At 45.0% G+C, this 26,284-nt stretch carries 24 protein-coding genes; 9 read left to right on the top strand and 15 right to left on the bottom strand.

All coding sequences use genetic code 11. From position 1 onward, the window contains the following. Positions 1 to 213 precede the first annotated feature (213 nt). Positions 214 to 678, top strand: coding sequence for a pyridoxamine 5'-phosphate oxidase family protein (locus ACFI6L_RS19015; RefSeq protein WP_239218354.1), 465 nt, complete (start codon positions 214 to 216; stop codon positions 676 to 678). A 388-nt stretch (positions 679 to 1,066) separates the two neighbouring features. On the opposite strand, the gene ACFI6L_RS19010 is transcribed toward ACFI6L_RS19015, so the two are convergent. Genes ACFI6L_RS19010 through ACFI6L_RS18980 form a run of 7 tightly spaced genes read right to left on the bottom strand, consistent with a single transcriptional unit; the run spans position 1,067 to position 8,173 of the window. Then, a complete protein-coding gene (locus tag ACFI6L_RS19010; protein ID WP_239218352.1) occupies positions 1,067 to 1,366 on the bottom strand; it encodes a YciI family protein in 300 nt (99 codons plus the stop codon). Positions 1,367 to 1,370: 4 nt separating this feature from the next. Then, positions 1,371 to 2,180, bottom strand: a complete 810-nt coding sequence (trpA, locus tag ACFI6L_RS19005; RefSeq protein ID WP_462574619.1) for a tryptophan synthase subunit alpha — start codon at positions 2,178 to 2,180, stop codon at positions 1,371 to 1,373. Beyond that, complete coding sequence (trpB, locus tag ACFI6L_RS19000; RefSeq protein ID WP_014976090.1) at positions 2,180 to 3,361, bottom strand: tryptophan synthase subunit beta; 1,182 nt, start codon at positions 3,359 to 3,361, stop codon at positions 2,180 to 2,182. Before trpB ends, trpA begins: the two co-directional genes overlap by 1 nt. Positions 3,362 to 3,381: 20 nt before the next feature. Then, a complete protein-coding gene (trpCF, locus tag ACFI6L_RS18995; RefSeq protein WP_462574618.1) occupies positions 3,382 to 4,791 on the bottom strand; it encodes a bifunctional indole-3-glycerol-phosphate synthase TrpC/phosphoribosylanthranilate isomerase TrpF in 1,410 nt (469 codons plus the stop codon). Continuing rightward, the gene (gene trpD / locus ACFI6L_RS18990) at positions 4,784 to 5,815 is read right to left on the bottom strand and encodes an anthranilate phosphoribosyltransferase (RefSeq protein ID WP_014948943.1); all 1,032 of its coding nucleotides are present in this window, start codon (positions 5,813 to 5,815) and stop codon (positions 4,784 to 4,786) included. The genes trpCF and trpD overlap by 8 nt, the downstream gene beginning before the upstream one ends. Continuing rightward, entirely contained in the window at positions 5,808 to 6,440 is a 633-nt protein-coding gene (locus ACFI6L_RS18985) for an aminodeoxychorismate/anthranilate synthase component II (protein WP_462574616.1), read from the bottom strand. Before ACFI6L_RS18985 ends, trpD begins: the two co-directional genes overlap by 8 nt. Next, positions 6,437 to 8,173, bottom strand: a complete 1,737-nt coding sequence (locus tag ACFI6L_RS18980) for an anthranilate synthase component 1 (protein ID WP_462574615.1) — start codon at positions 8,171 to 8,173, stop codon at positions 6,437 to 6,439. Before ACFI6L_RS18980 ends, ACFI6L_RS18985 begins: the two co-directional genes overlap by 4 nt. Positions 8,174 to 8,451: 278 nt before the next feature. Between ACFI6L_RS18980 and ACFI6L_RS18975 the strand changes: the two genes are divergently transcribed. The 6 genes from ACFI6L_RS18975 to dkgB all read left to right on the top strand — a co-directional run bounded on the left by ACFI6L_RS18975 (position 8,452) and on the right by dkgB (position 13,793). After that, a complete protein-coding gene (locus tag ACFI6L_RS18975; RefSeq protein ID WP_187446823.1) occupies positions 8,452 to 9,309 on the top strand; it encodes a PHP domain-containing protein in 858 nt (285 codons plus the stop codon). Between the two features lie 226 nt (positions 9,310 to 9,535). Then, on the top strand, positions 9,536 to 10,156 hold the full coding sequence (locus ACFI6L_RS18970) for an L-threonylcarbamoyladenylate synthase (RefSeq protein ID WP_014948946.1): 621 nt from the start codon (positions 9,536 to 9,538) through the stop codon (positions 10,154 to 10,156). A gap of 224 nt (positions 10,157 to 10,380) precedes the next feature. Further along, positions 10,381 to 11,244, top strand: coding sequence for a segregation and condensation protein A (locus ACFI6L_RS18965; RefSeq protein ID WP_462574614.1), 864 nt, complete (start codon positions 10,381 to 10,383; stop codon positions 11,242 to 11,244). Continuing rightward, on the top strand, positions 11,231 to 11,824 hold the full coding sequence (scpB, locus tag ACFI6L_RS18960; protein ID WP_462574613.1) for an SMC-Scp complex subunit ScpB: 594 nt from the start codon (positions 11,231 to 11,233) through the stop codon (positions 11,822 to 11,824). Before ACFI6L_RS18965 ends, scpB begins: the two co-directional genes overlap by 14 nt. Before the next feature lie 40 nt (positions 11,825 to 11,864). Further along, positions 11,865 to 12,761: a 23S rRNA pseudouridine(2605) synthase RluB gene (gene rluB / locus ACFI6L_RS18955; RefSeq protein WP_014948949.1), complete on the top strand. Its 897-nt coding sequence runs from the start codon at positions 11,865 to 11,867 to the stop codon at positions 12,759 to 12,761. A 228-nt stretch (positions 12,762 to 12,989) separates the two neighbouring features. After that, positions 12,990 to 13,793: a 2,5-didehydrogluconate reductase DkgB gene (gene dkgB / locus ACFI6L_RS18950; protein WP_462574612.1), complete on the top strand. Its 804-nt coding sequence runs from the start codon at positions 12,990 to 12,992 to the stop codon at positions 13,791 to 13,793. A 223-nt stretch (positions 13,794 to 14,016) separates the two neighbouring features. On the opposite strand, the gene ACFI6L_RS18945 is transcribed toward dkgB, so the two are convergent. After that, on the bottom strand, positions 14,017 to 14,580 hold the full coding sequence (locus tag ACFI6L_RS18945) for a sugar O-acetyltransferase (RefSeq protein ID WP_039225718.1): 564 nt from the start codon (positions 14,578 to 14,580) through the stop codon (positions 14,017 to 14,019). Positions 14,581 to 14,620: 40 nt separating this feature from the next. Then, entirely contained in the window at positions 14,621 to 15,292 is a 672-nt protein-coding gene (locus tag ACFI6L_RS18940) for a DUF4097 family beta strand repeat-containing protein (protein ID WP_462574611.1), read from the bottom strand. Between the two features lie 733 nt (positions 15,293 to 16,025). Between ACFI6L_RS18940 and ACFI6L_RS18935 the strand changes: the two genes are divergently transcribed. Beyond that, on the top strand, positions 16,026 to 17,312 hold the full coding sequence (locus ACFI6L_RS18935) for a DUF445 domain-containing protein (protein WP_061094671.1): 1,287 nt from the start codon (positions 16,026 to 16,028) through the stop codon (positions 17,310 to 17,312). 120 nt (positions 17,313 to 17,432) lie between these two features. Here ACFI6L_RS18935 and tmpT read toward each other — a convergent pair whose 3' ends face one another. The 6 genes from tmpT to ACFI6L_RS18905 form a co-directional block, all read right to left on the bottom strand. Next, positions 17,433 to 18,086 (bottom strand): thiopurine S-methyltransferase, encoded by a 654-nt coding sequence (gene tmpT / locus ACFI6L_RS18930; protein ID WP_061094672.1) that lies wholly within the window; start codon positions 18,084 to 18,086, stop codon positions 17,433 to 17,435. Positions 18,087 to 18,192: 106 nt separating this feature from the next. After that, positions 18,193 to 18,549 (bottom strand): outer membrane protein assembly factor BamE, encoded by a 357-nt coding sequence (locus ACFI6L_RS18925; RefSeq protein ID WP_012517879.1) that lies wholly within the window; start codon positions 18,547 to 18,549, stop codon positions 18,193 to 18,195. 124 nt (positions 18,550 to 18,673) lie between these two features. Beyond that, positions 18,674 to 20,359, bottom strand: a complete 1,686-nt coding sequence (gene recN / locus ACFI6L_RS18920; protein ID WP_462574610.1) for a DNA repair protein RecN — start codon at positions 20,357 to 20,359, stop codon at positions 18,674 to 18,676. Positions 20,360 to 20,762: 403 nt separating this feature from the next. Beyond that, positions 20,763 to 21,272, bottom strand: a complete 510-nt coding sequence (gene dps / locus ACFI6L_RS18915; protein ID WP_014976104.1) for a DNA starvation/stationary phase protection protein Dps — start codon at positions 21,270 to 21,272, stop codon at positions 20,763 to 20,765. 259 nt (positions 21,273 to 21,531) lie between these two features. Then, entirely contained in the window at positions 21,532 to 22,407 is an 876-nt protein-coding gene (gene nadK, locus ACFI6L_RS18910; RefSeq protein ID WP_014948959.1) for an NAD(+) kinase, read from the bottom strand. Positions 22,408 to 22,497: 90 nt separating this feature from the next. Beyond that, entirely contained in the window at positions 22,498 to 24,840 is a 2,343-nt protein-coding gene (locus ACFI6L_RS18905) for a fatty acid cis/trans isomerase (RefSeq protein WP_462574620.1), read from the bottom strand. A 210-nt stretch (positions 24,841 to 25,050) separates the two neighbouring features. On the opposite strand from ACFI6L_RS18905, the gene ACFI6L_RS18900 reads away from it, so the two are divergent. Then, complete coding sequence (locus ACFI6L_RS18900) at positions 25,051 to 26,238, top strand: iron-containing alcohol dehydrogenase (protein ID WP_462574609.1); 1,188 nt, start codon at positions 25,051 to 25,053, stop codon at positions 26,236 to 26,238. The last annotated feature ends 46 nt before the right edge of the window (positions 26,239 to 26,284 follow it).

Raw genomic sequence — 26,284 nt, 5'->3', positions numbered from 1 at the left:
GTCCAAAGCTGTACCTAACTAGTGTGTAGTGAAGAGCTTACGTTTCTCAATAACTCTTTTGGCAGCTGAGCGGGATGATATTGACTTTTTTGGCATGCCACGTGCGAGGCATAAGCTTCATATGAATCAATAAAATTAAAATAAGGCGTTTAGTTCAACTGCTCAATTCAATAGTAACGTCGGACAGACACTTATTTTCAACAAGGAGGAGCTATGTCTAGCGATATTAAGAAAACAATGTGGAAAGCAATGTCAGATAGTCCAAAAGTAATGGTAAGTCTGGTAGGCGAGGATATGCATGCCGAGCCTATGTACGCCCAACTTGATAAAGACGCTGATAGCGAGTTTTGGTTTTACACTAGTCGAGACAACCGCATTGCTAAAGGTGGAAAAGCCATGGTTCATTTTGCATCCAAAGGTCATGATGTATTTGCTTGTATCCGAGGCAATCTCACTGTTGAATCACGTAAAGAGGTGATTGATAAATACTGGTCTAATCCAGTAGAAGCATGGTTCGAGAAAGGTAGAGATGATCCTTCTTTATTAATGCTTCGCTTCGAACTTATAGATGCAGAAGTGTGGGATGCAGACCCTTCACTCAAAGGCATGTTTAAAGTGCTTACTGGTAAAACCGTAAAGCCAGAAGAGATGGGTGAACACGAAAAGGTCGATCTTTAAACGCAGTATTATGGGCCAATTTTATGACGAAGCTTCGAGGCGCTGGGACACATACTTAGAGGAGCGAGTGTCTGTCCACAAGGGATTGTTTATTACGATTGTTGGCTGATTATTAAGTGACTGTCCATTATCAACAGTATGAAGCTTGGCAAATAATTACGAGTGTGTGTCCTCATTAGTTTAGTAAATGAGTGACTGTCCACACTAGTTGACGAGTGTGTGTCCTCGTTAGTCTAGCAAGTGAGTGTCTGTCCACACTAGTTCGATAAATAAGTGTTAGCTTCATTATTGTTGAAGCAACAAAAAAGCCCCTTAAAACCGGAACTTTTCGGTCTCAAGGGGCTTTCGCTATTTAACATTAATTACGATATAACGCTTAGCTCAAAATCTAAGGCAAAACCTTTTTGTAAGGTTTAACTACAACACTTTCATAAACACCAGCTTCGATGTACGGGTCGGCGTCTGCCCATACTTGAGCAGCTTCTAGCGAATCAAACTCTGCTACCACTAGAGAGCCGGTAAAGCCGGCTGGGCCAGGATCTGGGCTATCAACAGCAGGGAAAGGGCCTGCCATGACTAAACGGCCCGCATCTTTTAATGCATTCAAACGTTCAAGGTGAGCAGGGCGTGCAGCAAGGCGTTTTTCTAAACTGTCCGCAACATCGGTTGCGCAAATCATATATAGCATACGTCTATCCTTTTGCCGTAGCTGCTTTCATGCTTTCAACGAAGCTGCCGAGCTCGCTTAGCATTTTGTGACTGTCCGATAAATTAGCAGCAATGATATTCACCGTCGCCGAGCCGGAAATCGCGCCAGCGGCTCCAGCGTCAATGGCAGATTTCACCTGTTCAGGTGTAGAAATACCAAAACCTAACAATGCCGGTGCTGCTTTGTGTTTATTCAAGCGCTCAATAAGCTCTGAAGCAGGAACATTTGCCGCAGTTTCTGCGCCAGTAACGCCCGCGCGGCCTAACAGGTATGTGTAGCCTTTTGAGTATTCCCCGATTTTTTCCATGGTTTCATCGGTAGCATTCGGCGGTGCAATCAGAATTTGTGAAATGCCCGTTGCTTCCGCTGCCTTCTGGAAAGGTGCCGCCTCGCGAATTGGCACGTCGGCAACCAAAATTGAGTCAACGCCTGCATCCTGCGCCTTGTTGTAAAAGTTCTCGATACCCTGGGCCATCACCAAGTTGCTATAAAGTAGCAAGCCGATAGGCACCTCTGGGTATTTTGCGCGAACTCGTGAAATTACGCCCAAGCAATCCGCTACCGTTACTTTACTCTCCAAAGCGCGAATGGCAGAAGCTTGAATAGTAGGTCCATCAGCGATGGGGTCAGAGTAAGGTATACCTAACTCAAGTGCGTCTGCACCACTTTCTATTAACTTACAAATAATGGCTTCAGATTGCGCTAAATCGGGGTCACCCACCATTACGAAAGGTACGAAAGCGCCTTGGTTCTTTTCATCAAGGCCTGCAAACATTTGTGCATATCTATCCATTATAAATCGTCCCCTAAAATGTTGATAACGTGCGCTAAATCTTTGTCGCCACGACCTGATAAGTTAACTACGATGATGGTTTCTTCTTCCGCTTCATCTGCCATATTAAGCGCGTGCGCTAAGGCATGCGACGATTCAAGGGCAGGAATAATACCTTCTTTTCTTGCAAGCAATTGAAAAGCATTCAGCGCTTCTTCGTCGGTTGCGGCCACGTATTCCGCTCGGCCAATGTCGTGAAGATAAGCATGCTGAGGGCCAACAGCAGGGTAGTCCAGACCAGCCGATACTGAGTAGCTCTCTTCAATCTGGCCTTCTTTGTCTTGCATGATGAAGGTGTAAGCGCCGTGAAGAATACCTTTTGTACCCGTCACGATAGTTGCGCCGTGCTCTTTGGTGTGAACACCTTTACCCGCAGGCTCAACGCCAACTAGGCGTACAGATGGCTCATCAATAAAGTCTGCAAACATACCGATAGCATTTGAGCCTCCGCCCACACATGCTACTACGGCGTCAGGTAAGCGACCTTCTTTTTCCATGATTTGTGCACGAGTTTCTTCACCAATCATACGGTGATATTCACGAACAATAGTCGGGAACGGGTGTGGGCCCGCGGCTGTGCCTAACAAATAGTGGGCTTTATCATAGTTTGCCGACCAGTCGCGCATGGCTTCGTTTACGGCATCTTTAAGCGTACCAGAACCGGCATTTACAGGAATAACCTCTGCGCCCATAAGCTTCATTCGGAACACGTTTGGCGCTTGACGCTCAACGTCTTTCGCACCCATATAAATACGTGCTTTAAGCCCCAATAATGCACATGCTAACGCGGTTGCAACACCGTGTTGGCCTGCGCCTGTTTCGGCAATAACTTCTTTTTTACCCATGCGCTTGGTAAGTAGCGCTTGGCCTAACACCTGGTTAGTTTTGTGAGCGCCACCGTGTAGTAAGTCTTCACGCTTTAGGTATAACTTCACCTTTGGGTTACTTACCAGATTGCGAGTTAACGTCATTGATGTTGGGCGACCCGCATAGTCTTTTAACAGAGATAAAAACTCTTCGTTAAATGTCGGGTCGTCCTTGGCATCCAAAAATGCTTTTTCCAGTTGGTCTAGTGCTGGAATAAGTAGCTCGGGCACGTACATGCCACCAAATTCACCAAATTTTGTATCTAACTGGTTCATTACGTTGTCCTGTATTTAAATTAGTAACGGCGGCAAATGGCAAAAAGCGCGTCGAGTTTTTCTTCGCTTTTCACGCCGGGTGCGGTTTCTACGCCTGAATTCACATCAATAGCACCACAGCCGGTTGCAATAGCTTCTACAACATTCTGGGCGTTAATACCGCCAGCAAGCACTAACTTATGCTTCGCTTCGATATCGTTTAATAGCTGCCAATTGAACGCTTCGCCTGTACCGCCTTTGGCATCACCGACTTGGCAATCCAGAAGAACACGGCTTACAAGGCTATTTTTTAAGTGTCTGTCCACTGCGTCTGGAAGTGCGTCAGAAGAGGTTGCTTTAACACCTTCGACTTTCCAAATTTCACAACCTTCTGGAAGCTTGGCAGCAAGCGCTGAAATGTAGGTGTCATCTTCGCTGCCGTGAAGCTGCACTGCAAAAAGGTTGAGCAAGGCGGCGAGTGATGCCACTTCATCAATGTCGTGATTAACGAACACACCAACAAAAGCACCGTCAACGCTCTGCGTTATAGTCAAAGCCTGTGCTTCGCTCACACAGCGTGGCGATTTTTCAGCGAAGATAAGCCCGCCAAAGCTAGCGCCTTTATCAAACGCCATTTGCGCTTGTTCGGGGTTGGTAAGCCCGCATACTTTAACTGCGCCATTCACTAACGTTTTCACAGCGCGCGGTAGGTCAGACTCTGCCATTAACGCACTGCCCACCAAAAAGCCTTGGGATACAGGCGCTAAACGAAGCACGTCTTGGTGTGTGTATATGCCCGACTCTGAAATAACCACGTAGTCGTGCGTGGCTTTTTCAAGCATGGGCACAAGGCGTTCGGTGGTCGCTAAATCGGTAGAAAGGTCGCGTAAGTTGCGATTATTGATACCAATGATGTTGGCTTCAAGGGCAATAGCGCGCTCCATTTCTTCTTCATTACTTACTTCGGTAAGAATATCTAATGACAGAGCATTGGCAACGCTTGCCAACTCTCGATATTCGTCATCATTTAGCACACTAAGCATTAATAGCACTGCGTCGGCATTATAGTGACGGGCTAGATACACTTGATAGGTATCAACGAAGAAATCTTTGTTAAGCACAGGCTGAGCAACACGCTCAGTAACATAAGCTAAGTACTCAAATTTACCTTGGAAGTACTTCTCGTCTGTCAGCACAGAAATACCGGCAGCATAAGGCGTGTAAGCCGCTAAGATCTCGTCTAAATCGAAATGCTCTCGAATAAGGCCTTTTGAAGGCGATGCTTTTTTGCATTCGAAGATAAAGCCTGCATTTGGCTCACTAAGTGCCGCAAATAAACTCTTTTCAGAAGGAACTAGATTCGCCTTGAAGCTTTCTAGCGGCAGTGCTTCTTTGCGTGCGGCCACTTCTTCTCGTTTGTCTGCAACAATTTTCTCAAGCACATTAGCCATTCGTGCTTACCTCCTGAGTAATTTTGGCAACCTTCGTTAATAACTGCATGGGTAACCCTTCGGCCATAGCGTTCATCGCCATTTCAGCCCCTTCTTTGAAGGTTGAGGCTTTGCCGGTTACTTTCAACAGTGCCCCACAGTTCATGGCGATAGCGGCACGGTGCGCCTCTTTACCTTCGCCGTTTAGCGCTGCTTCAACAAATTGTCTGTTTTCTTCAGGTTCACCGCCCTCAATTGCAGAAAGAGGATAATGAGGTAAACCGAAGTCTTCGGCGGTAACGGTAAGCTTGCGAATATCGCCATGCTCAAGGTCGTAAATCATTGATTCGCCGTGAAGCGCCAGTTCATCCAAGCCATCGCCATGCACTATCATTGCGCGGTGTTGGCCAAGCAGCATAAGGGTTTTTGCGTAAGGTTCAAGCAGTTCAGGTGAGTATACGCCGAAAACGCCGTGAGTTGGACCCGCAGGGTTTGCCAGTGGCCCCAGTATATTAAACAAGGTTCTTGTCTTCATCGCAGCGCGCACGGGGGCTGCGTGACGCATACCTGCGTGATAAACCGGCGCAAAAAGAAATGTGAAATTTGCTTCATCTAAGCACTTGCGGGAAGTTTCTGGGCTTATTTCTAAATTAAGACCAAACTGGCGAAACAAATCAGCAGAACCAGACTTACTCGATACACTGCGATTACCGTGTTTCGCCACCTTCACGCCACAAGATGCGGCAACTACACCGGCTGCACTGGAAATATTAATGGTGTTGTGGCCATCACCGCCTGTGCCAACGATATCTGCAAACTCATAAGACGGTGTGGGAAAGGGCAGTGCATTGGCAACCATGGCACTCGCTGCACCCGCAATTTCGCTAGGAGATTCTTTTTTCATTTTCAGCGCAGTCAGCACTGAAGCAATCATCACTTCGCTTTGCTCACCGTGCATGATGCTGTTAAACAAGCTGTATGCTTCGGTTTGCGACAGTGATTCTCGCAACATAATTTGTTCTAGTAGAGGGCCTGCGTTAAGCATGGTTCGCTCCCTGTAACGTTAAATAGTCAATACTTTGCTTTAACAGCAAACTGCCGTGGGCTGTTAAAATAGATTCTGGGTGAAATTGGAAACCCAACATGCGATCTTCGCTATTGTAAACTGCCATTACTGCTTTGCTTCCGTCGTCGTTCACGGTAGATGCGCACACAGTAAGGTTTTCAGGCAATGAATGTGCCACTAAAGAGTGGTAGCGTGCTACATGTAAGGGTTGCTGTAAGCCTTTGAACATAGCGTCTTCAGAATGAGTAATGGCAGAAGATTTGCCGTGCATAACTTGGCTGGCGCGACCTACGGTGCCGCCGTAATGCTCAACAATAGCTTGATGGCCTAAACAAATACCAATTACGGGGAACACGCCGTGTACTTTTTTAAGTAGCTCAGGCATACAGCCAGCTTCACTTGGTGCACCTGGGCCTGGCGACAGCATAAGAAGCACTGGGCCTTTCGTTGCTTGTTCCTGCATTCTTTCAAACAGAGCATTTGCTGAAACCGTGTTGCGATAGACTTTAATGTCTAGGTTTAAGGTGCGCAGTTCGTCCACAAGGTTGTAGGTAAATGAGTCTACATTGTCGAGCAAAAATAGGGTGGTCACTTGCTGATTCATGCGTTGCCTCCTTCATTTAATGCAACGTTGATACTTTCAGCTTCTTCTTGTAGCGCTGCTTTTACTGCACCAATTACCGCTTGTGCCTTAGCGCGGGTTTCATCAGCTTCAGCTTGTGGAACCGAGTCATATACTACACCTGCACCCGCTTGAATATAAGCCGTGCCGTTTTTCACAAACGCTGAGCGAATGACTATACAAGTGTCCATATCGCCTTGACCATTCAAGTAGCCAACCGCGCCGCCATAACTGCCGCGGCGTTTTTTCTCTACTTCACGAATTAACGTCGCTGCGCTTACTTTTGGTGCGCCAACCAGGGTGCCCATGTTCATGCAGGCTTGATAAGCGTGCAGTGGATCTAAGTCGTCACGTAGCTGGCCAACCACGCGTGACACCAAGTGCATCACGTGAGAGTAACGGTCAACTTTTAGCAAGTCTTTCACATAGCGCGTGCCTGGGCGACTCACCTTTGCCACATCGTTTCGAGCAAGGTCAACCAGCATAATGTGCTCAGACTTTTCTTTGGTGTCTTCGCGAAGGTTAAGCTCAATACGGCTGTCTAAATCTCTGTCGATACTGCCATCAGGGCGCTTGCCACGTGGACGGGTACCGGCAATCGGGTAGATCTCTACCTGATTACTTTCTCTTTCGTATTTAAGCGCTGATTCGGGAGAGGCACCAAATATGCTGAAAGCGGCATCTTGCATGTAAAACATGTAAGGGCTTGGGTTTGATTCTTTAAGTTTAGCGTAAGCAAGTAGCGGCGACGGGCAGGGGAGAGAGAATGTGCGCGAGGGCACAACCTGAAAAATATCGCCGGCTAAAATGTGCTGTTTTAAGTCCAGCACATGATTACAGAACTGTTCATCACTTAAATTAACGCTAACTTCAACGCTTGGGTCAAAAGAAGAAAGTGACTGTCCGTTTTCGGTTTCGTTTGAGTTTTCTGAGTCGGAAACGAGTGACTGTCCGCTTTGTGCTTCACTTTCTACATCAACAATCTTTACTGTATTTACACCTACTAGCACTGGTTCAGCGGGCATATCGTGTAGCTGCTGATGAATTGCTTCCAAGCGCTGAGCAATGGCAAAGTATTGCTGGGCAACGTCTTGTCCGCTAAAAACACTGCCAATTAAATGTGTCTCGCGGGTTTGGTGGTCAACGGTAATTAAGGTCTCTGCCAAGTAAAACACAAAGTCTGGACAGTCATTTTCACCTTCTGCAACATCGGGTAGTTTTTCAAAGCCTGCTAGCATGTCGTAGGCAAATACACCGCCTAAGAAAACCGCGTGGGGATGTTGGCGGATTGGCGTTATCTTATTGATAACAATGCGAAGCGCGTCCATTACGCTTGCGGCCTTTAAGCGACTGTCCTCGTCAAGTTCACCGTCAGCCTTATCACACACCAGCGTAATTGAAGTGTCTGTCCTTTCTTTGATGTGTAGGCCGTCAGGGGCGTGGTCAACAAATAAAGGTAACACTGAAGCGCCGTTGCCTGTCAGTGCTTTCACTTCAACACGATTGCCCCGGCATTCCATGCGCAGTGCTGCGTCAACCATTAACAAGCTTTGTAAATCGTCTTTAGAATCAATTTCTGCCGACTCTAAAAGCAATGCGTTATTTTTATTGCCACAAAGGTGGGCAAACGCGGCAAGTGGATCATCGACATAGTGTCCCACCTGCTCAATTGTCTCTACCTTACCTGGAGAAATCCCCAGTTCCGCTAAACTCATTTTTGCTACTCTCCAACTGCAAAAAGACAAAAAAAAGGCCCGTATAAACGGGCCTTTATGTGTATTCATTCACGCACTACAGTGCACACCGCCCGTTAAGTTAGGGAGTGCCACCACCAAGCTGCAACTGTCATTGCTGTTGAAATATTGTATGAATGCATGAATTACTCGTTGTTTTTCCAAACTTCAATAGGATTTGAAGCGGTTAGTACGTATACTTTGTGTGTATAGAAGAAAACAAATTGCCGTTTGTGTCAACCTAAAATTTGCATAAGACATTGAAAATAGATCTACACAGTCATACAAAATTCTCTGATGGCCACCTAACGCCAGAAGAATTAATCCTTCGCGCACACACCATGCAGGTGGATGCGCTTGCCGTTACCGACCACGATACCGTAGCCGGTTTGGAAGAAGCACATGCCACTCAATCGAAGCAAAAACGTGCTTTAACCATTATTGATGGTGTTGAAATTTCCACCACTTGGCACAGTTTCGATATCCATATAGTTGGATTAAATGTGGACAGACACTGCCCAACGTTTCTTGAGCGGCTGCAAGGCCAGTCTCAAACCCGAGAAGCCCGAGCTGAAAAAATTGCTGATAAGCTCGAAAAGTGTGGGTTTGAAGGTGTTCTAACGCGAGCAAAAGCGCTAGCGGGCGTTGGCCAGGTGACACGGGCGCATTTTGCGCGCGTATTAGTAAACAACTACGGTGTGCCAAGTATGGACGCCGCGTTTAAGAAGTATCTTGGCAAAGGCAAACGAGCTGCAGTTAAAGCAGAGTGGCCAAGTATCGAAACGGCTATCGAGTGGATACACGATGCAGGTGGACAAGCAGTACTGGCTCATCCTGCTCATTATGATATGACAGCGAAGTGGCTACGGCGTTTGGTGGCCTTGTTCGAACAAGCCGGTGGCGATGCCATTGAAACTGCGTTTCCAGGTATCAATAAAACCAAACAAGAGCTTATTAATGAGCTTGCACAAACCCATCAGTTACTAGCATCGGCGGGCTCTGATTTTCACTTTCCGTCTCGTTGGACTGAGCTGGGTAAGAACCTCGGCATTAGCAGTAAGCTCACACCCGTATGGCATAATTGGAAACAATTTGAAGGGCTGACGGCTGAAAGCTAAGAAAATCTAATTTACTAAGCTCTGGGTATAAATGGGCAAGGTAAGGCAAATGGTTCACGTACGGTTGATGAGCGCTATAGCTAATTAAAATGCCGAGAGTTGGTTGGTAAAAAGCTTAAAAGCGAGTTTTACCAACGAGCTTAACCAGCAAGCTCAACAAGTGGACTGACACTTACCCCGTTGGCAAAGTAGTATCGTTCTGCGCGTTTAAGAAAAGGAAGTAATTATGAGTCAATTTTTCTATGTGCACCCCGACAACCCGCAAAAGCGCCTAATTAGTCAGGCTTGTGAGTTAATTCGAGAGGGGGCAGTGGTGGTGTATCCGACAGACTCAGGCTACGCCATAGGTTGCCAAATGGAAGACAAAAAGGCGCTTGAGCAGTTGTGTCGTATTCGTCAAATCGATAAAGATCACAACTTTACCTTAATGTGTCGAGACATGTCTGAGCTATCAATTTACGCAAAGGTAGACAACACGGCGTTCAGGCAAATTAAGAACAACACACCAGGGCGATACACCTTCGTGTTGAAAGCGACCCGCGAAGTACCAAAGCGTTTGCAAAATCCTAAACGTAAAACCATAGGTATTCGCGTGCCCGATAACGCCATTGCACTTGCATTATTGGAAGAGCTGGGCGAACCATTGATGTCTACGTCTTTGATTTTGCCAGGTAACACCATGGCCGAATCAGACCCAGATGTCATTCGCGACAACTTAGAAAAGCAAGTAGGGCTTATTATTCACGGTGGTTACATTGGAGAGCAGCCCACTACCGTGGTTGATTTGTCGGAAGACACGCCGGTAATTGTGCGACATGGCACGGGCGATCCGTCTCCCTTTGAGTAACTTTCGTTAGGCTGACTTTTTGAAGAGACTGTTTTAAATAGGTTATTTTAAATAGCTTCTTTTGCTAGTTGCAGGTGGGAGTTATAGTAGGAAACCGTAAGCTAAGTTTCTAAGGCCTGTAGCGCTTCAGTTTGCAGCGAAGCGCTGCAAGTTCTCGCGTGAACGCGTAAATAATAATATCAATAATCGCCGCTTTGTTAGCGCGTAAAAACGGTTGTGGAACTGTGTCAGAGTTTGTTGAAGACAATAATAACGATAATGACGCCTCTATTGAGAAGGGGCTTTCGACACCTGTTCAGCAGCCGTTGCCACTTGCGTTTATTAATGGCGAAGCGCTAATTGAAAAGCCTGAAGATCTCTTCATTCCCCCCGATGCCTTAGAGGTCATATTAGAAACCTTCGAAGGGCCGCTCGACTTACTGCTTTATCTGATTAGAAAACAAAAGTTTGATATCACCACACTGCCCATCGCTGATGTTACCAAGCAGTATATGGAGTATGTGGATGCCATGATGTCGCTAAAATTAGAGCTGGCGGCAGAGTACTTGCTGATGGCAGCCATATTGGCAGAAATTAAGTCCAGGCTTCTATTGCCTAAACGCAGTGACGATTCTGACGAAGAAGAAGACCCTCGCGCAGAGCTTATTCGCCGGCTAAAAGAATACGAGCTAGTAAAGCAAGCGGCAGAAGATTTAGATATTCAGCCTAGACTTGAACGGGATATTTTCACCACTCACGTTGAACTAAGTGAGAATGTGGCGCCAATTCGCATTGAGCCCGATGTGTCTTTAGCTGAAATTGTATTGGCGTTCAGTGCGGCCATGAAGCGCGCTGAAGCGTTTGAACACCATACCATTGCACGGGAAGCACTGAGCACGCGAGAGCGCATGTCGCTCATCTTGTCGTTACTCACAACAACAGAATATACGCCACTTGAACGCCTATTTACGGTTGAAGAAGGTAAAGCTGGGGTAGTGGTTTGCTTCTTAGCAATTTTAGAATTAGTAAAAGAACAGCTAATTTTATGCATTCAGGCAGGTCCTTATGCAAAAATTCATGTAAAATTAGGTGCCCATGAAGAAAATTAACACGGCGCAGCTTAAACAATTGGTAGAGGCAGCAATATTTGTTGCTGATAAACCTATTTCAAAGCAGCATTTAAAAGAAATGGTACTCAATGAGTTTACCGTCGCTGATAGAACCTTGAGTAAGGTGATTAACGAGCTAAAGTTAGACTATCAGCCCAGAGGCATTCAGCTGGTGGAAGTAGCAAGTGGCTATCGCTTTCAATCGTTAGATGCGTTAAGCCCGTGGTTAAGCAAATTGTGGCAGGAAAATGCGCCAAAGTATTCTAGAGCAATGCTCGAAACCTTGGCACTCATTGCCTATCGTCAACCTATAACCCGCGGAGAAATAGAGCAGGTCAGGGGCGTGGCGGTAAGCAGTAATATTATAAAGACACTCACAGAACGAGACTGGGTAAAGGTAGTGGGCCACAAAGAAGTGCCTGGGCGACCAGCACTTTATGCAACTACCAAAGGCTTTTTAGACTATTTTTCGATGACGTCGTTGAGCGATTTGCCCAATGCTGATGCTTTCGAAAACATGGCTGAAAGCGTTGCGTCAGACTCGCCGCTTAAGGTGTTAAATGAGGCACCGTCCGAATAGACCGTGCGACCGTAAACAAGCAATTAAAGAGTGAAAACCCATGACTGAAAAGTTGCAAAAAGTACTGGCTAACCAAGGGCTAGGCTCGCGACGAGAAATGGAACGTTGGATTGAAGAAGGCCGAGTATCGGTCGATGGCACCAAAGCAACATTAGGAGATAGAGTCGATCACACCGCACAAATTCGTGTTGATGGTCATTTGCTATCTCGTCAAACAGAACAGCCAATTTGCCGTGTGTTGATGTACAACAAACCCGAAGGTGAATTGTGTAGCCGTCACGACCCTGAAGGTCGCGATACGGTATTTGACCGTCTACCCGCTATTCGATTAGGGCGCTGGATCACCGTTGGTCGTTTAGACATGAACACCAGTGGCCTGCTGTTATTCACCAACGATGGTGAATTAGCCAACCGCCTAATGCACCCTAAGTGCGAAGTAGAACGCGAATACGCAGTACGTGTATTCGGTGAGGTAACAGGCAAAACACTACATACCCTTCAAAAAGGTGTAGAGCTGGAAGACGGCGAAGCAAAGTTCCTGACAATTTCAGGTGCGCCTACGCCGCAGCATGCTGAAGATGAAAGCATGAACCGTTGGTACAACGTAACGTTGAAAGAAGGGCGTAACCGCGAAGTGCGTCGTCTTTGGGAGTCGCAAGGCGTGCAGGTAAGCCGTTTGATCCGTGTTAAGTATGGCCCAATTGAATTGCAAAAGCGTCTACCCCAAGGTGCGTGGGTAGAACTAGGATTAGAAGACGTGAACGCGCTTCGTAGCCATGTTCAACTGCCGGATGAAACGCAAACTATGGTTAATGTGCGCCAGGGCAAACTTGACCACGCGCGTTTAAGTCGCATGCGTCGCTCGGTTAAAAAGCATAAAGTGCGTAAGCAACAAGGCTTAAATAAACGAGCTGGGCGTCCCGCCAAACGTAAGTAATAGTTAATTTATTCTTGACGTGTAAGTGATTACTCAAAGCCGCAAGCGTTCGCTAGCGGCTTTTTTATTTCAGTGACGTGCATTCTTCAACGTAATCACTAGGTTTGTCCCCCATTTAAATCTGATTTCAGTCACGATGATTACGATCTTCTTTCTAAGCGATGGCGTAGCAAAGTGTGAAGCTGCTACGTCAAGTAGGGTAAGACCAAAACGGAAAAGGAGAGAGTAATGAAAGATATGCCTCAGTTAGGAATGGGAACGTTTCGGTTGAAAGGTGACGAGGCCCGTGAGTCAGTCAGTAAAGCGCTAGAGGTTGGTTTCAGACACATTGATACCGCACAATTTTATGACAACGAAGCACAAGTTGGTGATGCCATAAAAACCAGCGGCCTTGATAGAAGCGAACTGTTTGTCACCACCAAGGTGTGGCACGAGTCATTGGGCGATGCTCATTTTATTCCAAGTGTTCACGAAAGCTTAGAAAAGCTGAAGCTAGAATATGTTGATTTGCTTCTTATCCATTGGCCATATCCTGGCAATGATATTTCACTCGAAAGTTACTTAGGCAATCTTGCGAAGGCGAAAGAGCAAGGGCTTACTCGTCATATTGGGGTGTCTAATTTCACTATTGATTTGTTAGATAAGGCCGAAAAGGTTCTTGGTAAAGGCGAGATTTACACCAACCAAATTGAAATCCATCCTTTCATGCAAAATAAGAAAGTTGTTGAAGCGTGTAAGGAAAAAGGCATAAAAGCGACTGCATATATGCCATTTGCGGTAGGAAAAGTAATGAAGGACGAAACGTTATTGCGAATAGCGCAAAACCACGATGCGACGCCAGCGCAAGTTGTTCTGGCGTGGATGGAGAAACGTCACATTTACGCAATCCCTTCATCAACCAGTAAAGTACACTTGGCAGAGAATTTAGCTTACGGTGGTGTACATTTAACTGATTCAGAGCTCGCGCTTATTGATGACCAAGATAACGGCGACCGAATTGTAAACCCAGATTTTGCTCCAGACTGGGATTAACGATTTAAAGAGCGCGTTTGTCTTTAGACTACTAACGGGATAGCGTTTAATTTTACCTAGCTCTGTGTACTAGGCTAAAGTCAGGGGCCGCCTTTGAGGTACTAATGGCGGCCATTGAAGAGTCTTTGAATTACCGGTTCAGATTAAATCGATAGATGTGACTTGGTATGGACTCGTGTAAAGGTGTTTTTTAAGGCATGTGATACCGAAAACATCACATGCTCTATTCGGCTTGCTCTATTTCTTTGATGACTTTGGCGGGGTTACCACCTATGACCACATTGTCGCCAAAAGACTTAGTTACCACCGCGCCAGAGGCCACAACCACATTGTCTCCCAACGTTACGCCAGGGTTTATGACCGCCATACCACCAATCCAGCAATTATCGCCAATAGTAATGGGCTTGGCGAACTCGATGCCGGTTGCCCTTTGTACAGGATCTAATGGGTGCGTAGCGGTGTACAAACCGACTTGAGGCGCAATCATGCAGTTATCACCTATCGTGACCTTCGCTGCATCTAAAATCACACAATTGAAGTTAGCGAAAAAATTTTCGCCTACGTGAATATTTTCGCCGTAATCACATTTGAATGAAGACTCAATGTAAAGCCTTTTTCCAGTACTACCAAACAGCGCTTTTAGTAGTCTTGTACGCTTTTTGTGGTCACTTTGACAAGTTGTGTTGAGCTCGTCTAATTGCATACGGCATTGCTTGCGCAATGCCGATAATGTTTTGTCTGACGGAAAGTATAAATCGCCAGCAAGCATCTTTTCTTGTTCAGTCATGCATTTCCAGTAGGTAAGCTTAAATGATTAAGCCAATACGTTACTGTGCACTGCCGTAGCTTACAATGACTTTTTGTTTTAGTTCATCGCTTTCAATGTCTAAGTTGACAGGGCGGTGCAAAACAATGCTGCCGTCCACAGTAACCGATGCACTAATCGATAGGGTAGGTTTGTTGTCTGATTTCTTGCCCCAAGCGCTTTCACTTTCCTTATATACGATATCGCCTAAAATGTGAGAAGAGCCAGACAAAGTAATATCGCCGTTGAGTGTTTTGATGTGTTTTTCAATGGTTGTATCGACGGCTGTTATGTCTCCATTCACTGTTTCAACGCTACCGCCAATTGCACTTTGCGTAGGAAGCGTAACATTTCCATTCACGGTCTCTACACCCTTAAGCACACTGAGGTGTGAAGATGCACTTACATCGCCATTTACAATGTCGATATTTCGGACAGACACATGGCTACCCATTTCAAGATTTCCGTTAACGATGCTGACTTCATCCGCGCCACCATGATCGCTAATTTCCACATTGCCATTAACAGAAGAAATATCGCCAGCGTGCTTCCCTTCAGCTATGTCAATATTGCCTAGAATAGAACTGAAGTCACTGCCTTCTAATGCACTAGCGTCGCCAACATGGATAACGCAGCCCGTAAGTAATGAAGCTGATAGCAGCATAGCTGCACTGGCAATAATAGACTTTTTCATATTCTTATATCCTAAAGTGTTTGGTGAGTGTGATGAATAACACGCTTATGTCACTGTGTTATATCATTTTTTTCTAAAGTTTTACTGAAATCTTTACCTGCATAGCAAGTGTTATCATATTTCGTGCCACTCATTAAAATTCAATGTAATCATGGGGTTATGCATTTTTTGTAAGAACCTGAAACATTTAAGCTAGTGAAATTCCTCACTAAATTGCCTCATCGACTAACGCATTGCGAATCTGACCAATTCACTATTCGATTATTAAAATAAAGCATGGTACAGAATTGGACAGACACTCATTTAAAAGCAAAGAAGGTGCTGTAGCTGATAAATGCAGTACAGTAGTGGACAGACACTTGCTAACAGTTGCAGAAGCGCCAGCAGTACAGGAATGGACAGTCACTTGATAGTAGAAGCGTGATTGACAAGTATATGGAGGTCAAGAGGATGCCCAAAGAGCAAAGAGGCCAAATATAATCATTTAAGTGTGTGTCCAGAGTGGACAGGTAAAAAGTGGATTATTTGAGTGTGTGTCCGGCGAGGACAGGTGGAAAGTAAATGCTGGGCTTTTTTTGAATAGGCCTGGTGTTTGCATCCTTAAAATTGAATATGGGATGCTAGCTACTTTAGGTTTTCTATAAATATGGCCTTAAAAGTACTTTTTGCTAAGGAAGTCGGTGCAGTGCAAATCGGTCTCAATGCTGGACGAATACTTTGAATGGAGTAGTAGATGCAGGACAAATACACGCAGTTAAACAAGGCGAAAAGGCTAGCTTTGGCCTGTTTAATTTTTGCTGCAAGTGTTTTTATCGGAACAATATTAATTCCAAAATTTTATTCAAGTTTGGAAGGTGCATGGTGGCTGGGGCTTATTAAAATGGCCAGCGAGGCGGCGCTTATCGGCGGCCTTGCTGATTGGTTTGCCGTAACTGCACTGTTTAAGCCAATTCCTGCTCAATACCCCATTCCGCACACCAATATCGTAGCAAGTAACAAGTCTGTTATTGCTAATAACTTGTCTTTGTTCGTTAAAGAGAAATTCTTTCATCCTGAAGCGATAGAGCGGCTTATTCGAAACAGTGACCCAGCCAAAGGCGCAGGAAGATGGTTGTCACAAGAGAGAAACGCTACCCGGTTAAGTCGCTTTCTATGTGATGCTTTTGCAGGTGTTCTGCGCGTGCTTGATGATAAACCTGTTAAAGCATTTATCACTAAAACAGCACAGAAGGGCATTAACCAACTTGATCTTAGACAGTTGATGGCGACCTCGTTGGGCGCTGTGACGAAAGAACGTCAGCACCAGGTTGTCCTTGATAGAGTGCTGGGAAAACTGGCCAAACTGCTCGCAGAGCCAGAAACCCAAATCTACATAGCAGACACTTTAGTGGTTTGGTTGAAAACCGAATACAGTCGTATTGAAAAGTTATTACCCTCTAGCTGGTTAAGCGAGCAGGGGGCGTTAATTGCGGTTAAAGCTGTTTCAAGTATCTTAGAAGATATATATGCGGATGAGCACCACCCCATCCGCCATGCGTTTGACGAGCAAGTACATGAGTTTCTTTATGAATTACAGCACAGTCCGTTAATGGAGAAAAAGGTAAACAACTTCCGCGAAAAAATCATCAACGACCCAGCGTTAAACGCATACGTTCAGCAGTCATGGGCTAAGTTTCATCAATGGTTGTTAGCGGTTCTTGAAGAGCCAAATGGTAAAGCTGAGACCAAAGTATCTGGACTTCTAAAGGACTTGGGCACTACGTTAACGCAAGATACAGAACTAGCAAAGGCGTTCAATAAGCACATTGGAGAAGCAGCAAAATATATGGCGCCTGAGCTGGCTGAATTTCTAACACGTCACATACGCGACACCATCAATAGTTGGGATGAACGTGAAATGGCACAGCAGGTGGAGCTAAACATTGGTCGCGATCTTCAAAAAGTGCGCATTAATGGCACGATTGTAGGCGGGCTTATAGGTGCGTTATTGTTTGGCGTAGAAGCGCTACTTGGCCTCTAGCCGCAATTCAAAGCAATGCCATATGGCATTGCTTGACCCTCGCTTTTTAACTCTAAGCTCGGAATAAACTGCATTTTGTTTTAAATAGTATTTGTCGGCCACAAAAAGCAAGAAAAACGCCTATTTTGCCGATAGCGCAAAGACTAAATTATCAGCGTCTACTTTGCCTTTCAAACCGCCTTCAAGCACTGAGCGTTCTAGCCTTTGAATGTTGTAATCGGCAGAGTAAAGAGAATCAACGGTCTTTTCATTAACGCTAAATGGAGGGCCAGCCATTTCGTTTTGGTCGTAATCAAAAGAAATGATAAGCTGTGGCGCACATTGAGTGATCTCAATTAAGTGTGCAGAATATTGTTCGCGAAGTGGACTAGGCAGGGCCACCAATGCCGCTCTGTCGTAAACACCCGTAACATCACCTATGTCGCTTGATGTAAGTTTGAATATATCGCCTACAAATATGGTCAAGCCGTCTTTTGCGTACACCTTACCGTTAGTGGAAGTGGAAATGGTAGGCTCGACGCCTAACTCTTCAAACAATTGTGTAATAGCAACCTCGCTTAGTTCAGCACCAACTACTTCACAACCTTGAGCCAGTAGCCAACCAATGTCACGGGTCTTACCACAAAGTGGGACAAATATGCGGCTTGATGATGAGCTAGGGCTATTGTCGCCAATCAAAAACGATGAATATTTTACGAGAAGCGCATTGCCCTCAGGCTCGTGAAATCCAATTTCATTTTTTTGCCATTTACTGTGCCAAAAACTGTGTTCCATATAGACCTCAATTGGGTAAGCGACATATTTCTAAAAACAGGCGTCTTTAAGAAGGGTATTAGAAACAAAAAAAGGTAGCGTGAAATCGCTACCTTTTTAAAATTGCTTAGTTATCAAGCGGTGTATTGAAGTCTTCAGATAACTCGAAGTCACCTTCAACCGTTGTCACTTTGTTGTCTACAAAGTTAATCACCATTTGCTTTTGAAAATCTTCACCACGCTTTTTCATACCGCGCTTCATATCGTAAACGTAGTACCAAGTGTCATCGTCGAATGAGTCTTGAACAACAGGGTTACCTAGTACATAAATAACTTGTTCTTTTGTCATTCCAACGCGCAGCTTTTCCACATCTCTTTGATCAAGGAAGTTTCCTTGAGGAACGTCGATTCGATAAATCCAGTTCGAGCAAGCGGTTGATGTTAGTGTGATACCAAGAATTACTAATAGGTGTTGCAACTTCATGCGTTAATTTGTCCAGTATTGCCTTTGTTAGTGTCAATGAACTTCGCTAAAGCGAATTTCGAGACTGTTTTATTGCAAGCGCGAAGGCATGCTACATTGACAACTAGGACCAATCAACTGCATTTTAGTTCGATGCTGCGCTTTTAAGCAGTTCTTTTGCATTCGCTAGCGCCGATTTGGTTACTTTATCACCGGCTAATAGTCTTGCAAGCTCATCGATCCTGTCTTGCTTCGTCAACGCCAACATCTGGGTTTCAGTACTTTCCCCGTCGGTAAGCTTGGTAACAAACAATTGATTATGTGCCTGTGCCGCTACTTGAGGTAGATGGGTAACACACATTACTTGCGATTGTTTACCTAATTTACGTAAAAGCCCGCCAACGATTGATGCTGTTGGGCCGCTAATGCCCGTATCGACTTCATCGAAAATCATAGTAGGGGTAGCGTGATGGCCGCTCGCGATAACCTGAATAGCCAGTCCTATACGAGAAAGTTCACCACCTGATACGACTTTTTCTAATTTGTCTGCATCTTGACCAGGGTTGGTAGACACTTTAAATTCTACGGTATCTAGACCTGTGCTCACCGGCTTCTTAAGTTCGTCGTATTGAATCTGAATATCCACTTTTGCGTGGGGCATATTCATTTGGCGAATTTGCACTTCAATATCTTCGCTTAGCTTACCAGCAGCACGTTGCCTGCTCTCAGAAAGCGCTTTGGTCGCGGTTAAATACGTTGCACGTGCTTCTTCTACTTCGCCTTCAAGCGTACCTAACAGTGTTTCCTGTTCCGATAAAGCATTGAATTCGGCGGCTAGCTCTTGGTGATGCTGATAAAGTCCTTCTGGCATCACAGTATGTTTACGGGCAAGTTCCATCGCCTTCGCATAGCGCGCCTCAACTTGCTGTAAGCGAAGTGGATCGATCTCTAAGTGATCGCAGTAGCTACGTAGCTCTCCTGCCGCTTCTTCTACTTGAATTGCTGCATCATTAAGCATTGCAATGATTGGCGTTAAACTAGCGTCGTGCGCCTCTAATTCGCCTAAACGTTCAATACTGCTTTGTATAACTGACAGTGCGTTGCCTTCATCGCTTTCATATAAATTGTATACGCTGGTCTGTGCTTGCTCTAAAAGGCTTTGCCCGTTACTCAGGCGTTTGTGCTCTATTTCTAACTCTTCAAATTCACCCTCTTCAATGGCGAATTCATCAAGTTCTTGAACCTGATAAGTTAACAGCTGAATTCTGTCTTCGCGCTGCTGTGCTTGTTCTTGAAGCGCCTTTAACGTTCGTTGCTTATCACGCCAAAGAGAGTAGGTTTCTTTAACTTGCGCTAACATGTCGTCGTGCTTAGCGTAACCATCAACTAATTCCCTTTGATGGTCTTCTTTCAGCAACTGTAGGTGAGTATTTTGACCGTGAATGGCCAACAAAAACTGGCCTAAGCCTTTTAACTGCTGAAGTGAGGCGGGAATACCGTTGATAAAAGCTTTTGAACGGCCTTCCTTTGAAATAACTCTGCGAATAAAGCAGCTATTCTCATCTTCATCTGAGGTGAGCTCATGTTCATCGAGGAAGGCTTTAGCTAATACATTGCCGTTCAAAGAAAAGTGAGCAATGATCTCCGCTTTTGCACTACCTTTTCGCACCGCATTTGCGTCGGCACGCTCGCCTAAGCACAAGCTTAAGGCATCAATAGCAATTGATTTACCTGCACCGGTTTCGCCGGTTATAGCAGTCAACCCGTTTTCCAGTTGAACTGATAATTGTTTTACAACAGCAAAATTAGAAATAGAAAGATGCGCTAACATAACCACACTCGAAAAAAGTTGAACATGATGATATATACAGTAACTGATAATATATACAGTATTTTTTCTGTGTAAAGTTAAGTCGTAAATATTTTACTTAAAAATTAAAGTGGATTGTGAAAAGTTTAAAGAAATCAATATTGTATAGAGCGTTTTAAAAAGGAGTGGTTATGAGTAACCCATTAATAATAGGCTGCGCTAGATGCGTTCGTTACAGTGGTTATACAGTAGTAAATTAGCTCAATGCTAAGTAGCTGAATAACTCAAAAGCAAGCGGTAAACAATTCCACAACGCAGTAGAGAACCTGATAGCAAAAAGGAGAGCGTAAGCTCTCCTTAAAATTCAATTTCAATTAAATAGCAGGTAGTCCGAATGACTATGTGGTTTACCAGCAATTATACATTATTGCTGTAGCTCGCCGCTGCCAGACTCTATGTGCGCGCGCACAAACCACTGGAACTGTTCTAAATCTGCAAGTTGGCCGGTGATCATATCTTCCGATACTGGGTCAATTTCACCTAAAAGCTCTAACGCTTTTCTATGGTCACCATTTACACCGTCATATACAGCATCCAGCGCCTTAAGGTGGTCAAGTACTAAACCTTTACCCAACTCATAATCATTCCAGCTGCGGCCTTCAACAATGGCTTTTGGTGTACCTTTCGGTACGCCACCTAATGTAGCAATTCGCTCTGCAATTGTGTCGGTCATTTCGCGTACCGCATCTACCTGCGGGTCCAACATTTCATGCACACCGATAAAATTTGGTCCTACTACATTCCAATGAATGTGCTTCAACGTTAACTGTAAATCTAATAGTGCAACCAATCGCTGATCCAATACCTTGATTGTTTTGGCAGCTGCATCGTTATCCATTCCAGGGGCTGTAAATTTGATATTGGTGTTACTCATGATATCTCCTATTGAATGCAAATAAGTCAGCGGGATGCGAAACATCATTTAGGCCAAAAAACAAAGACCTTGTGCTGACGACTTGTTGTAATAGGTGCAACAGGTATGCCGAAAACTTATATTTCTATAAGTCTTGGTTTTCGTTAAGGAAATTAGAGAAGATTAAAAAATCTTTATTTTTCAAGCCTGTAGCAATCAAGAAAATGCTACAGGCTTATGTAATAAATGCACATGGAATCAACTAAATGGAGCAGAGAGGTTAGTAAAGCTTACTACCCCAACCTAACTTTTTACGAAGTACATTGAAGTAGCTGTAGCCCTTAGGGTGAACAAGATGGAGTTTGTCTACGCTTTTGTTTATTCGAATTTCATCGCCAGGTAGCACCGGCAGAACAATATGGCTATCGCAACTCACTTGTAGCGAGTCACTATTAACCTTTGATACTTTCATCGATACCTGACTGTCAGCATCAACAACGATTGGACGGCTGCTAAGTGTGTGAGGAAACATGGGTACCAACGTAAGTGCATCTAGCTTGGGCATAATAATAGGGCCGCCCGCTGATAAAGAGTAAGCCGTTGAACCTGTAGGTGTGGCTACTATTAATCCGTCGCTGCGCTGACTGAATACAAATTGCTCATCGATGTAAATTTCAAATTCCATCATATGGGCAACTTTTCCGTGGTGAAGTACCACTTCGTTTACAGCAGAGTTGTTACTTTTAAGCTTTTCGTGTCGATAAACTTCTACTTCAAGTAAGAAGCGCTCTTCTACTACGCATTCACCGTTAAAGATAAGGTCAAGTTGTTGAACAATATCATCGGGGTGGATATCAGTTAAAAAGCCGAGATTTCCGCGGTTTACACCGACAACGTGAATGTCAAAGCGAGCGAGCACACGTGCTGCACCAAGCATGCTGCCGTCACCGCCTACCACAACGGCAAGGTCAGCCTCTTTGCCAATAGTGACAAGGTTACAGCTTTTGAAGTTTTCGGTTTCAAGTTCTTCAGCAATACTTTCCTCAACCAATAATTTACAGCCTTTTGCCAATAAATATTCGGCAAGAATGTTCAGGCTGTCGTGGGTTGCAGCGTGCTGAGGTTTTCCAATTAAAGCAACGGTTTGATAGGGCATGGAATGCTAATGTCCTTTCATTTCCAATGGTTGGACATTAGCACAGGTTTTTTGCAAAAGAAAAGCGTAAAACGGCACACAGCGCAAGGTTTAGCGATCTTCTAACCGATTATAGTCGAGAAGACCGCCTTCAATAGGATAGCGCTCGCTAGACCATCGCATTAACTTATCACTAAACGCCCAAAAGTTAGGGTTGGTTCGGCGCATGCCAACATCGTCGAGCAAGGCCTTGTAATCGGCTTCGCTTTTAATGGATTTAAGCTTCTCAATCGAAGACGTTATTTCTGAGGCATTGATATACCAGAAAGCGTCAGGGTAACTGCCCAACAAACCATGAACTAGCGTGATTGAATCTTTAGAAGGCTCCCGGTTTTCCTCTTCTTCAAATAGGCTATTTACATTGTAATGCGCGCTATTTCTAAGGGCAGTGAATACATCAATGTTGTCTGGGTTTTTGTCGTCTTGAATCACAATCATGGTAGTTTCAGGCATCAACGTCGCTTGTTGAGCAGGAAGCGAATCTAAGCGCTCTAATGCTTCGAACTGTTCAGCTGATAGCAAACGTTTGTTGTAGGTTGAGGCGTTCGGTTGAACCTTGGCCAAGTATTGCGATAACAATTGATAAAGTTCTTGTTGAGGATTATCTGTTTCGAACGCTATGCCAGAAAGTTGTTCGAAACTGTTGATATCACCTTCCAAATAATCGGTAAGTTCAGGGCTTGCGTTTTGATACCAATCGTCAAGAAGGTCATGGCGGGTAGTTGGAGGAAGTAGATTAAGGAAGTTCGATTCACCTTCCATGCGCAAGAAATCCATGTACAAACGGGTCAATAACTGATGGCCATAATTACCGTAAACATCAAAGCCAGCCACAAGCAAGTAGTGAATGCGCTCTAACAAGGCATAGTCAATCACCCATGCTGTTTTAGTGGGCTGGCCAACCATCCCCTTAACAACTGTGGCATTATCGAAATGACGAAATACGGTTAAGCTGGCATTGGTATTATCGCCGTCGCCATCCCATATACTCGACATGCTTAAATGCTCTTCATTTTTGAATTCATTGTTCAAAAAGGTGGTTCTTGCACGCATATATTCGCCTTGGCGCTTTGCGTATTTAACCCAGTTTACCGCAAGGGCTGAGCTATCTTTTTCAGCGGGAAGGTGGAGGTTTTCTTTTTGAGAAGCGTAAAAAGCATTTACTTTTTCAGATGCTGCAATGTCTGGGTCGACAAAGAACACCCAGAATCGATCGTTAATGACGTTAAGCGCGACTTGTCCTCTGCACACGGGACCTTTGATATAACCCATAATGGTGTTTTGCGCGCGCTCAAGCATAAATCGATAACGACTTTCTACTGGCAATAAGGTAAAGGCCGTTAATGGGTTGGCCGCCACTTGGGGTTTGTATGATGGCAATGTTTCTACAGAAAATTCTGCGTCGACAAACCACGATTGCCATTTGTCCATCAGTGTTTTATTAATGGCGTAAGCTTGATGTGTTTTACTCACGATAGTTGAATGCACTGGCTGTAGACGATAGTAAACGCGCTCGACCTCTGGATCGTCGAAGGGTCTGCGAGTAGCAATAATATCTAACGCTTGTCCGGGTGGTGTGCGCGAGCGCACTAGATTAAAAAACTGCGGCGTTTTACCTTTTTCTGAAATATCTTCGAAATAGAGGTGAGACGTAAACAAGTGTTCGTAAATATAACGTGCAGAAAGCTGCATCTTGTTGCTATCCCCATTTAGCCAAGCTTCTAAGTCAGATGCTTTCTCGTTCAGTTCTTGTGAGAGTGCCTTGGGTGACGGTAACGGTGCACCATGGTTTAACCATTGAATAAGCGTAGTATGTTCAGAATCCGATAGCGCCGGCAAGGCGTAGGGCATGCCTCCCAAGGGCTGGTCTGCTATGTATTCGCCCATTTTATCTATTGTTGGGCATTGGTTTTGTCGATTTAAACTTATATCGAAACCGTCACCTAAATGAGCGGTGTTGGGCAAAGGGTGCTGTTTTTTTAGTAAAAGCATTTGCGCTAGCACCGAAGATTGGGTCGGTGAAGCGTTAGGTTTTTCTTTCGATTCGAGCACGTCGAAAAAGCCACGCTCTCGCCATGCGTCTACGTTGTGAGCGTCGAGAAACATTCTATTGGGTTGGGCAGCGGTGAGTCGTGTGCCTTCATAGACTTTCTCTTTGTTAGCACCTCTGGCTATACCTTCTGGAGATGACATCTTCAGTTGGCATGGCGCATCATAACAGGCGTGGCAGACAACACAGCGCTGTGTTAGTACTGGGTTTACTTGTGTATCAAAGAAATTGTCGGGCAAATTCTCCATGGCGGGCATGACGTTGTTTGATGAAAGTAAAGGTGCTTCAGGCTTCGGCCATTGCCATATCGCTATAGCGATAATTGCTATAAGCAACGAAATCATACCGAGTTTTTTCATAATCGTAGTCCACAGAAAAGTTCTTACCAGTCTATCACTCATTTCACGTACGGTGATGTTAATAATTCACCATTAACTCTTGGCAATAGAAACAACCATGCACTTGTAAGTATCTGGAGGAAAGCTGAAGAGAAAGTGGGGTGGTAACATTATTTTTACATTGTCATTGCTTTGGGCGTTGTACTAGGTATGCTGATGAAAAGAATTCGCAGCGAGGGAATCATGTCTCATCAAATTATTCTGCCAAGAGTGATGCACATAGGGAAAGGGGCGAGTCAGCGGGTTGCTGAAACGCTAAAAGGACTCAACTGCCATAAACCTTTATTAGTTACCGATAAGGTTATGGTTGAGTTGGGATATAGTGCTGCCATAGTGAAAGTGCTGGAAGAGGCAGGAATACACGCCGATGTATTTTCAGATACGGTGCCAGAACCCACGGTGAGGTCTATTTATCGCGGTGTGGATGCGTTCAAAACCCACGCTTATGACAGTATCATTGCTTTAGGTGGTGGAAGCCCCATTGATAGCGCAAAAGCCATCGCTATTTTGGGTAAGTACGGCGGCGAAATGCGCGACTACAAATTCCCGCGGGTTGTAGATGAAGCGGGGCTGCCGATCATTGCTATTCCCACAACAGCGGGAACGGGCTCAGAAGCAACGCGATTTACCATTATCACCGACGAAGATACCACAGAAAAAATGCTGTGCGTTGGTTTAGGGTTTATGCCAACGGCAGCCCTGGTCGATTATTCATTAACGCAAAGTTTGCCTGCCCGCGTAACAGCCGATACAGGCATTGATGCGCTTACTCACGCTATTGAAGCGTTTGTTAGCCGCAAAGCCAATCTTTACAGTGATGCACAGGCGTTATCAGCCATGGCGTTAATTGCGCCTAATCTACGCACTGTATTTGCAGACCCAACAAATGAAACGGCGAGAGAATCAATGATGCTGGGCTCAACGCTCGCGGGCATTGCTTTTTCAAATGCTTCAGTGGCTCTTGTTCACGGAATGAGCCGGCCTATCGGTGCAGCGTTCCATGTGCCTCACGGATTGTCGAATGCCATGTTGTTGCCCGCGGTTACCGCCTTTTCTATTCCAAGTGCATCAGTGCGTTATGCACAATGTGCTCGCGCCATGGGTGTTGCTACGCAAAGTGACTCTGATGAGGTGGCGAATCAAAAACTCATCAATGAACTAAAAGCACTGAATGCAGATTTACAGGTACCTACGCCTGCCGACTTCGGTATTGATAAAGAGGCATTTTTTGCAGCGACGTCAAAAATGGCAGAACAAGCTTTGGCATCAGGTTCTCCCGGCAACAATCCACGCATCCCTACCATTGAAGAAATGGTTGCCATTTATGTATCTCTTTGGGAATAACGTTTTTGCGAAAACATTAGACGAAAAAAGACTGCTTATTGCAGTC

Source organism: Alteromonas sp. G4i35, assembly GCF_054960375.1.
This window is presented reverse-complemented; position numbering and strand designations above follow the sequence as displayed.

Coding starts and splice junctions, on each gene's coding strand:
- ACFI6L_RS19015 (WP_239218354.1), top strand. CDS start 214: ATGTCTAGCGATATTAAGAAAACAATGTGGAAAGCAATGTCAGATAGT.
- ACFI6L_RS19010 (WP_239218352.1), bottom strand. CDS start 1,366: ATGCTATATATGATTTGCGCAACCGATGTTGCGGACAGTTTAGAAAAA.
- trpA (WP_462574619.1), bottom strand. CDS start 2,180: ATGGATAGATATGCACAAATGTTTGCAGGCCTTGATGAAAAGAACCAA.
- trpB (WP_014976090.1), bottom strand. CDS start 3,361: ATGAACCAGTTAGATACAAAATTTGGTGAATTTGGTGGCATGTACGTG.
- trpCF (WP_462574618.1), bottom strand. CDS start 4,791: ATGGCTAATGTGCTTGAGAAAATTGTTGCAGACAAACGAGAAGAAGTG.
- trpD (WP_014948943.1), bottom strand. CDS start 5,815: ATGCTTAACGCAGGCCCTCTACTAGAACAAATTATGTTGCGAGAATCA.
- ACFI6L_RS18985 (WP_462574616.1), bottom strand. CDS start 6,440: ATGAATCAGCAAGTGACCACCCTATTTTTGCTCGACAATGTAGACTCA.
- ACFI6L_RS18980 (WP_462574615.1), bottom strand. CDS start 8,173: ATGAGTTTAGCGGAACTGGGGATTTCTCCAGGTAAGGTAGAGACAATT.
- ACFI6L_RS18970 (WP_014948946.1), top strand. CDS start 9,536: ATGAGTCAATTTTTCTATGTGCACCCCGACAACCCGCAAAAGCGCCTA.
- scpB (WP_462574613.1), top strand. CDS start 11,231: ATGAAGAAAATTAACACGGCGCAGCTTAAACAATTGGTAGAGGCAGCA.
- rluB (WP_014948949.1), top strand. CDS start 11,865: ATGACTGAAAAGTTGCAAAAAGTACTGGCTAACCAAGGGCTAGGCTCG.
- dkgB (WP_462574612.1), top strand. CDS start 12,990: ATGAAAGATATGCCTCAGTTAGGAATGGGAACGTTTCGGTTGAAAGGT.
- ACFI6L_RS18945 (WP_039225718.1), bottom strand. CDS start 14,580: ATGACTGAACAAGAAAAGATGCTTGCTGGCGATTTATACTTTCCGTCA.
- ACFI6L_RS18940 (WP_462574611.1), bottom strand. CDS start 15,292: ATGAAAAAGTCTATTATTGCCAGTGCAGCTATGCTGCTATCAGCTTCA.
- ACFI6L_RS18935 (WP_061094671.1), top strand. CDS start 16,026: ATGCAGGACAAATACACGCAGTTAAACAAGGCGAAAAGGCTAGCTTTG.
- tmpT (WP_061094672.1), bottom strand. CDS start 18,086: ATGGAACACAGTTTTTGGCACAGTAAATGGCAAAAAAATGAAATTGGA.
- ACFI6L_RS18925 (WP_012517879.1), bottom strand. CDS start 18,549: ATGAAGTTGCAACACCTATTAGTAATTCTTGGTATCACACTAACATCA.
- recN (WP_462574610.1), bottom strand. CDS start 20,359: ATGTTAGCGCATCTTTCTATTTCTAATTTTGCTGTTGTAAAACAATTA.
- dps (WP_014976104.1), bottom strand. CDS start 21,272: ATGAGTAACACCAATATCAAATTTACAGCCCCTGGAATGGATAACGAT.
- nadK (WP_014948959.1), bottom strand. CDS start 22,407: ATGCCCTATCAAACCGTTGCTTTAATTGGAAAACCTCAGCACGCTGCA.
- ACFI6L_RS18905 (WP_462574620.1), bottom strand. CDS start 24,840: ATGATTTCGTTGCTTATAGCAATTATCGCTATAGCGATATGGCAATGG.
- ACFI6L_RS18900 (WP_462574609.1), top strand. CDS start 25,051: ATGAAAAGAATTCGCAGCGAGGGAATCATGTCTCATCAAATTATTCTG.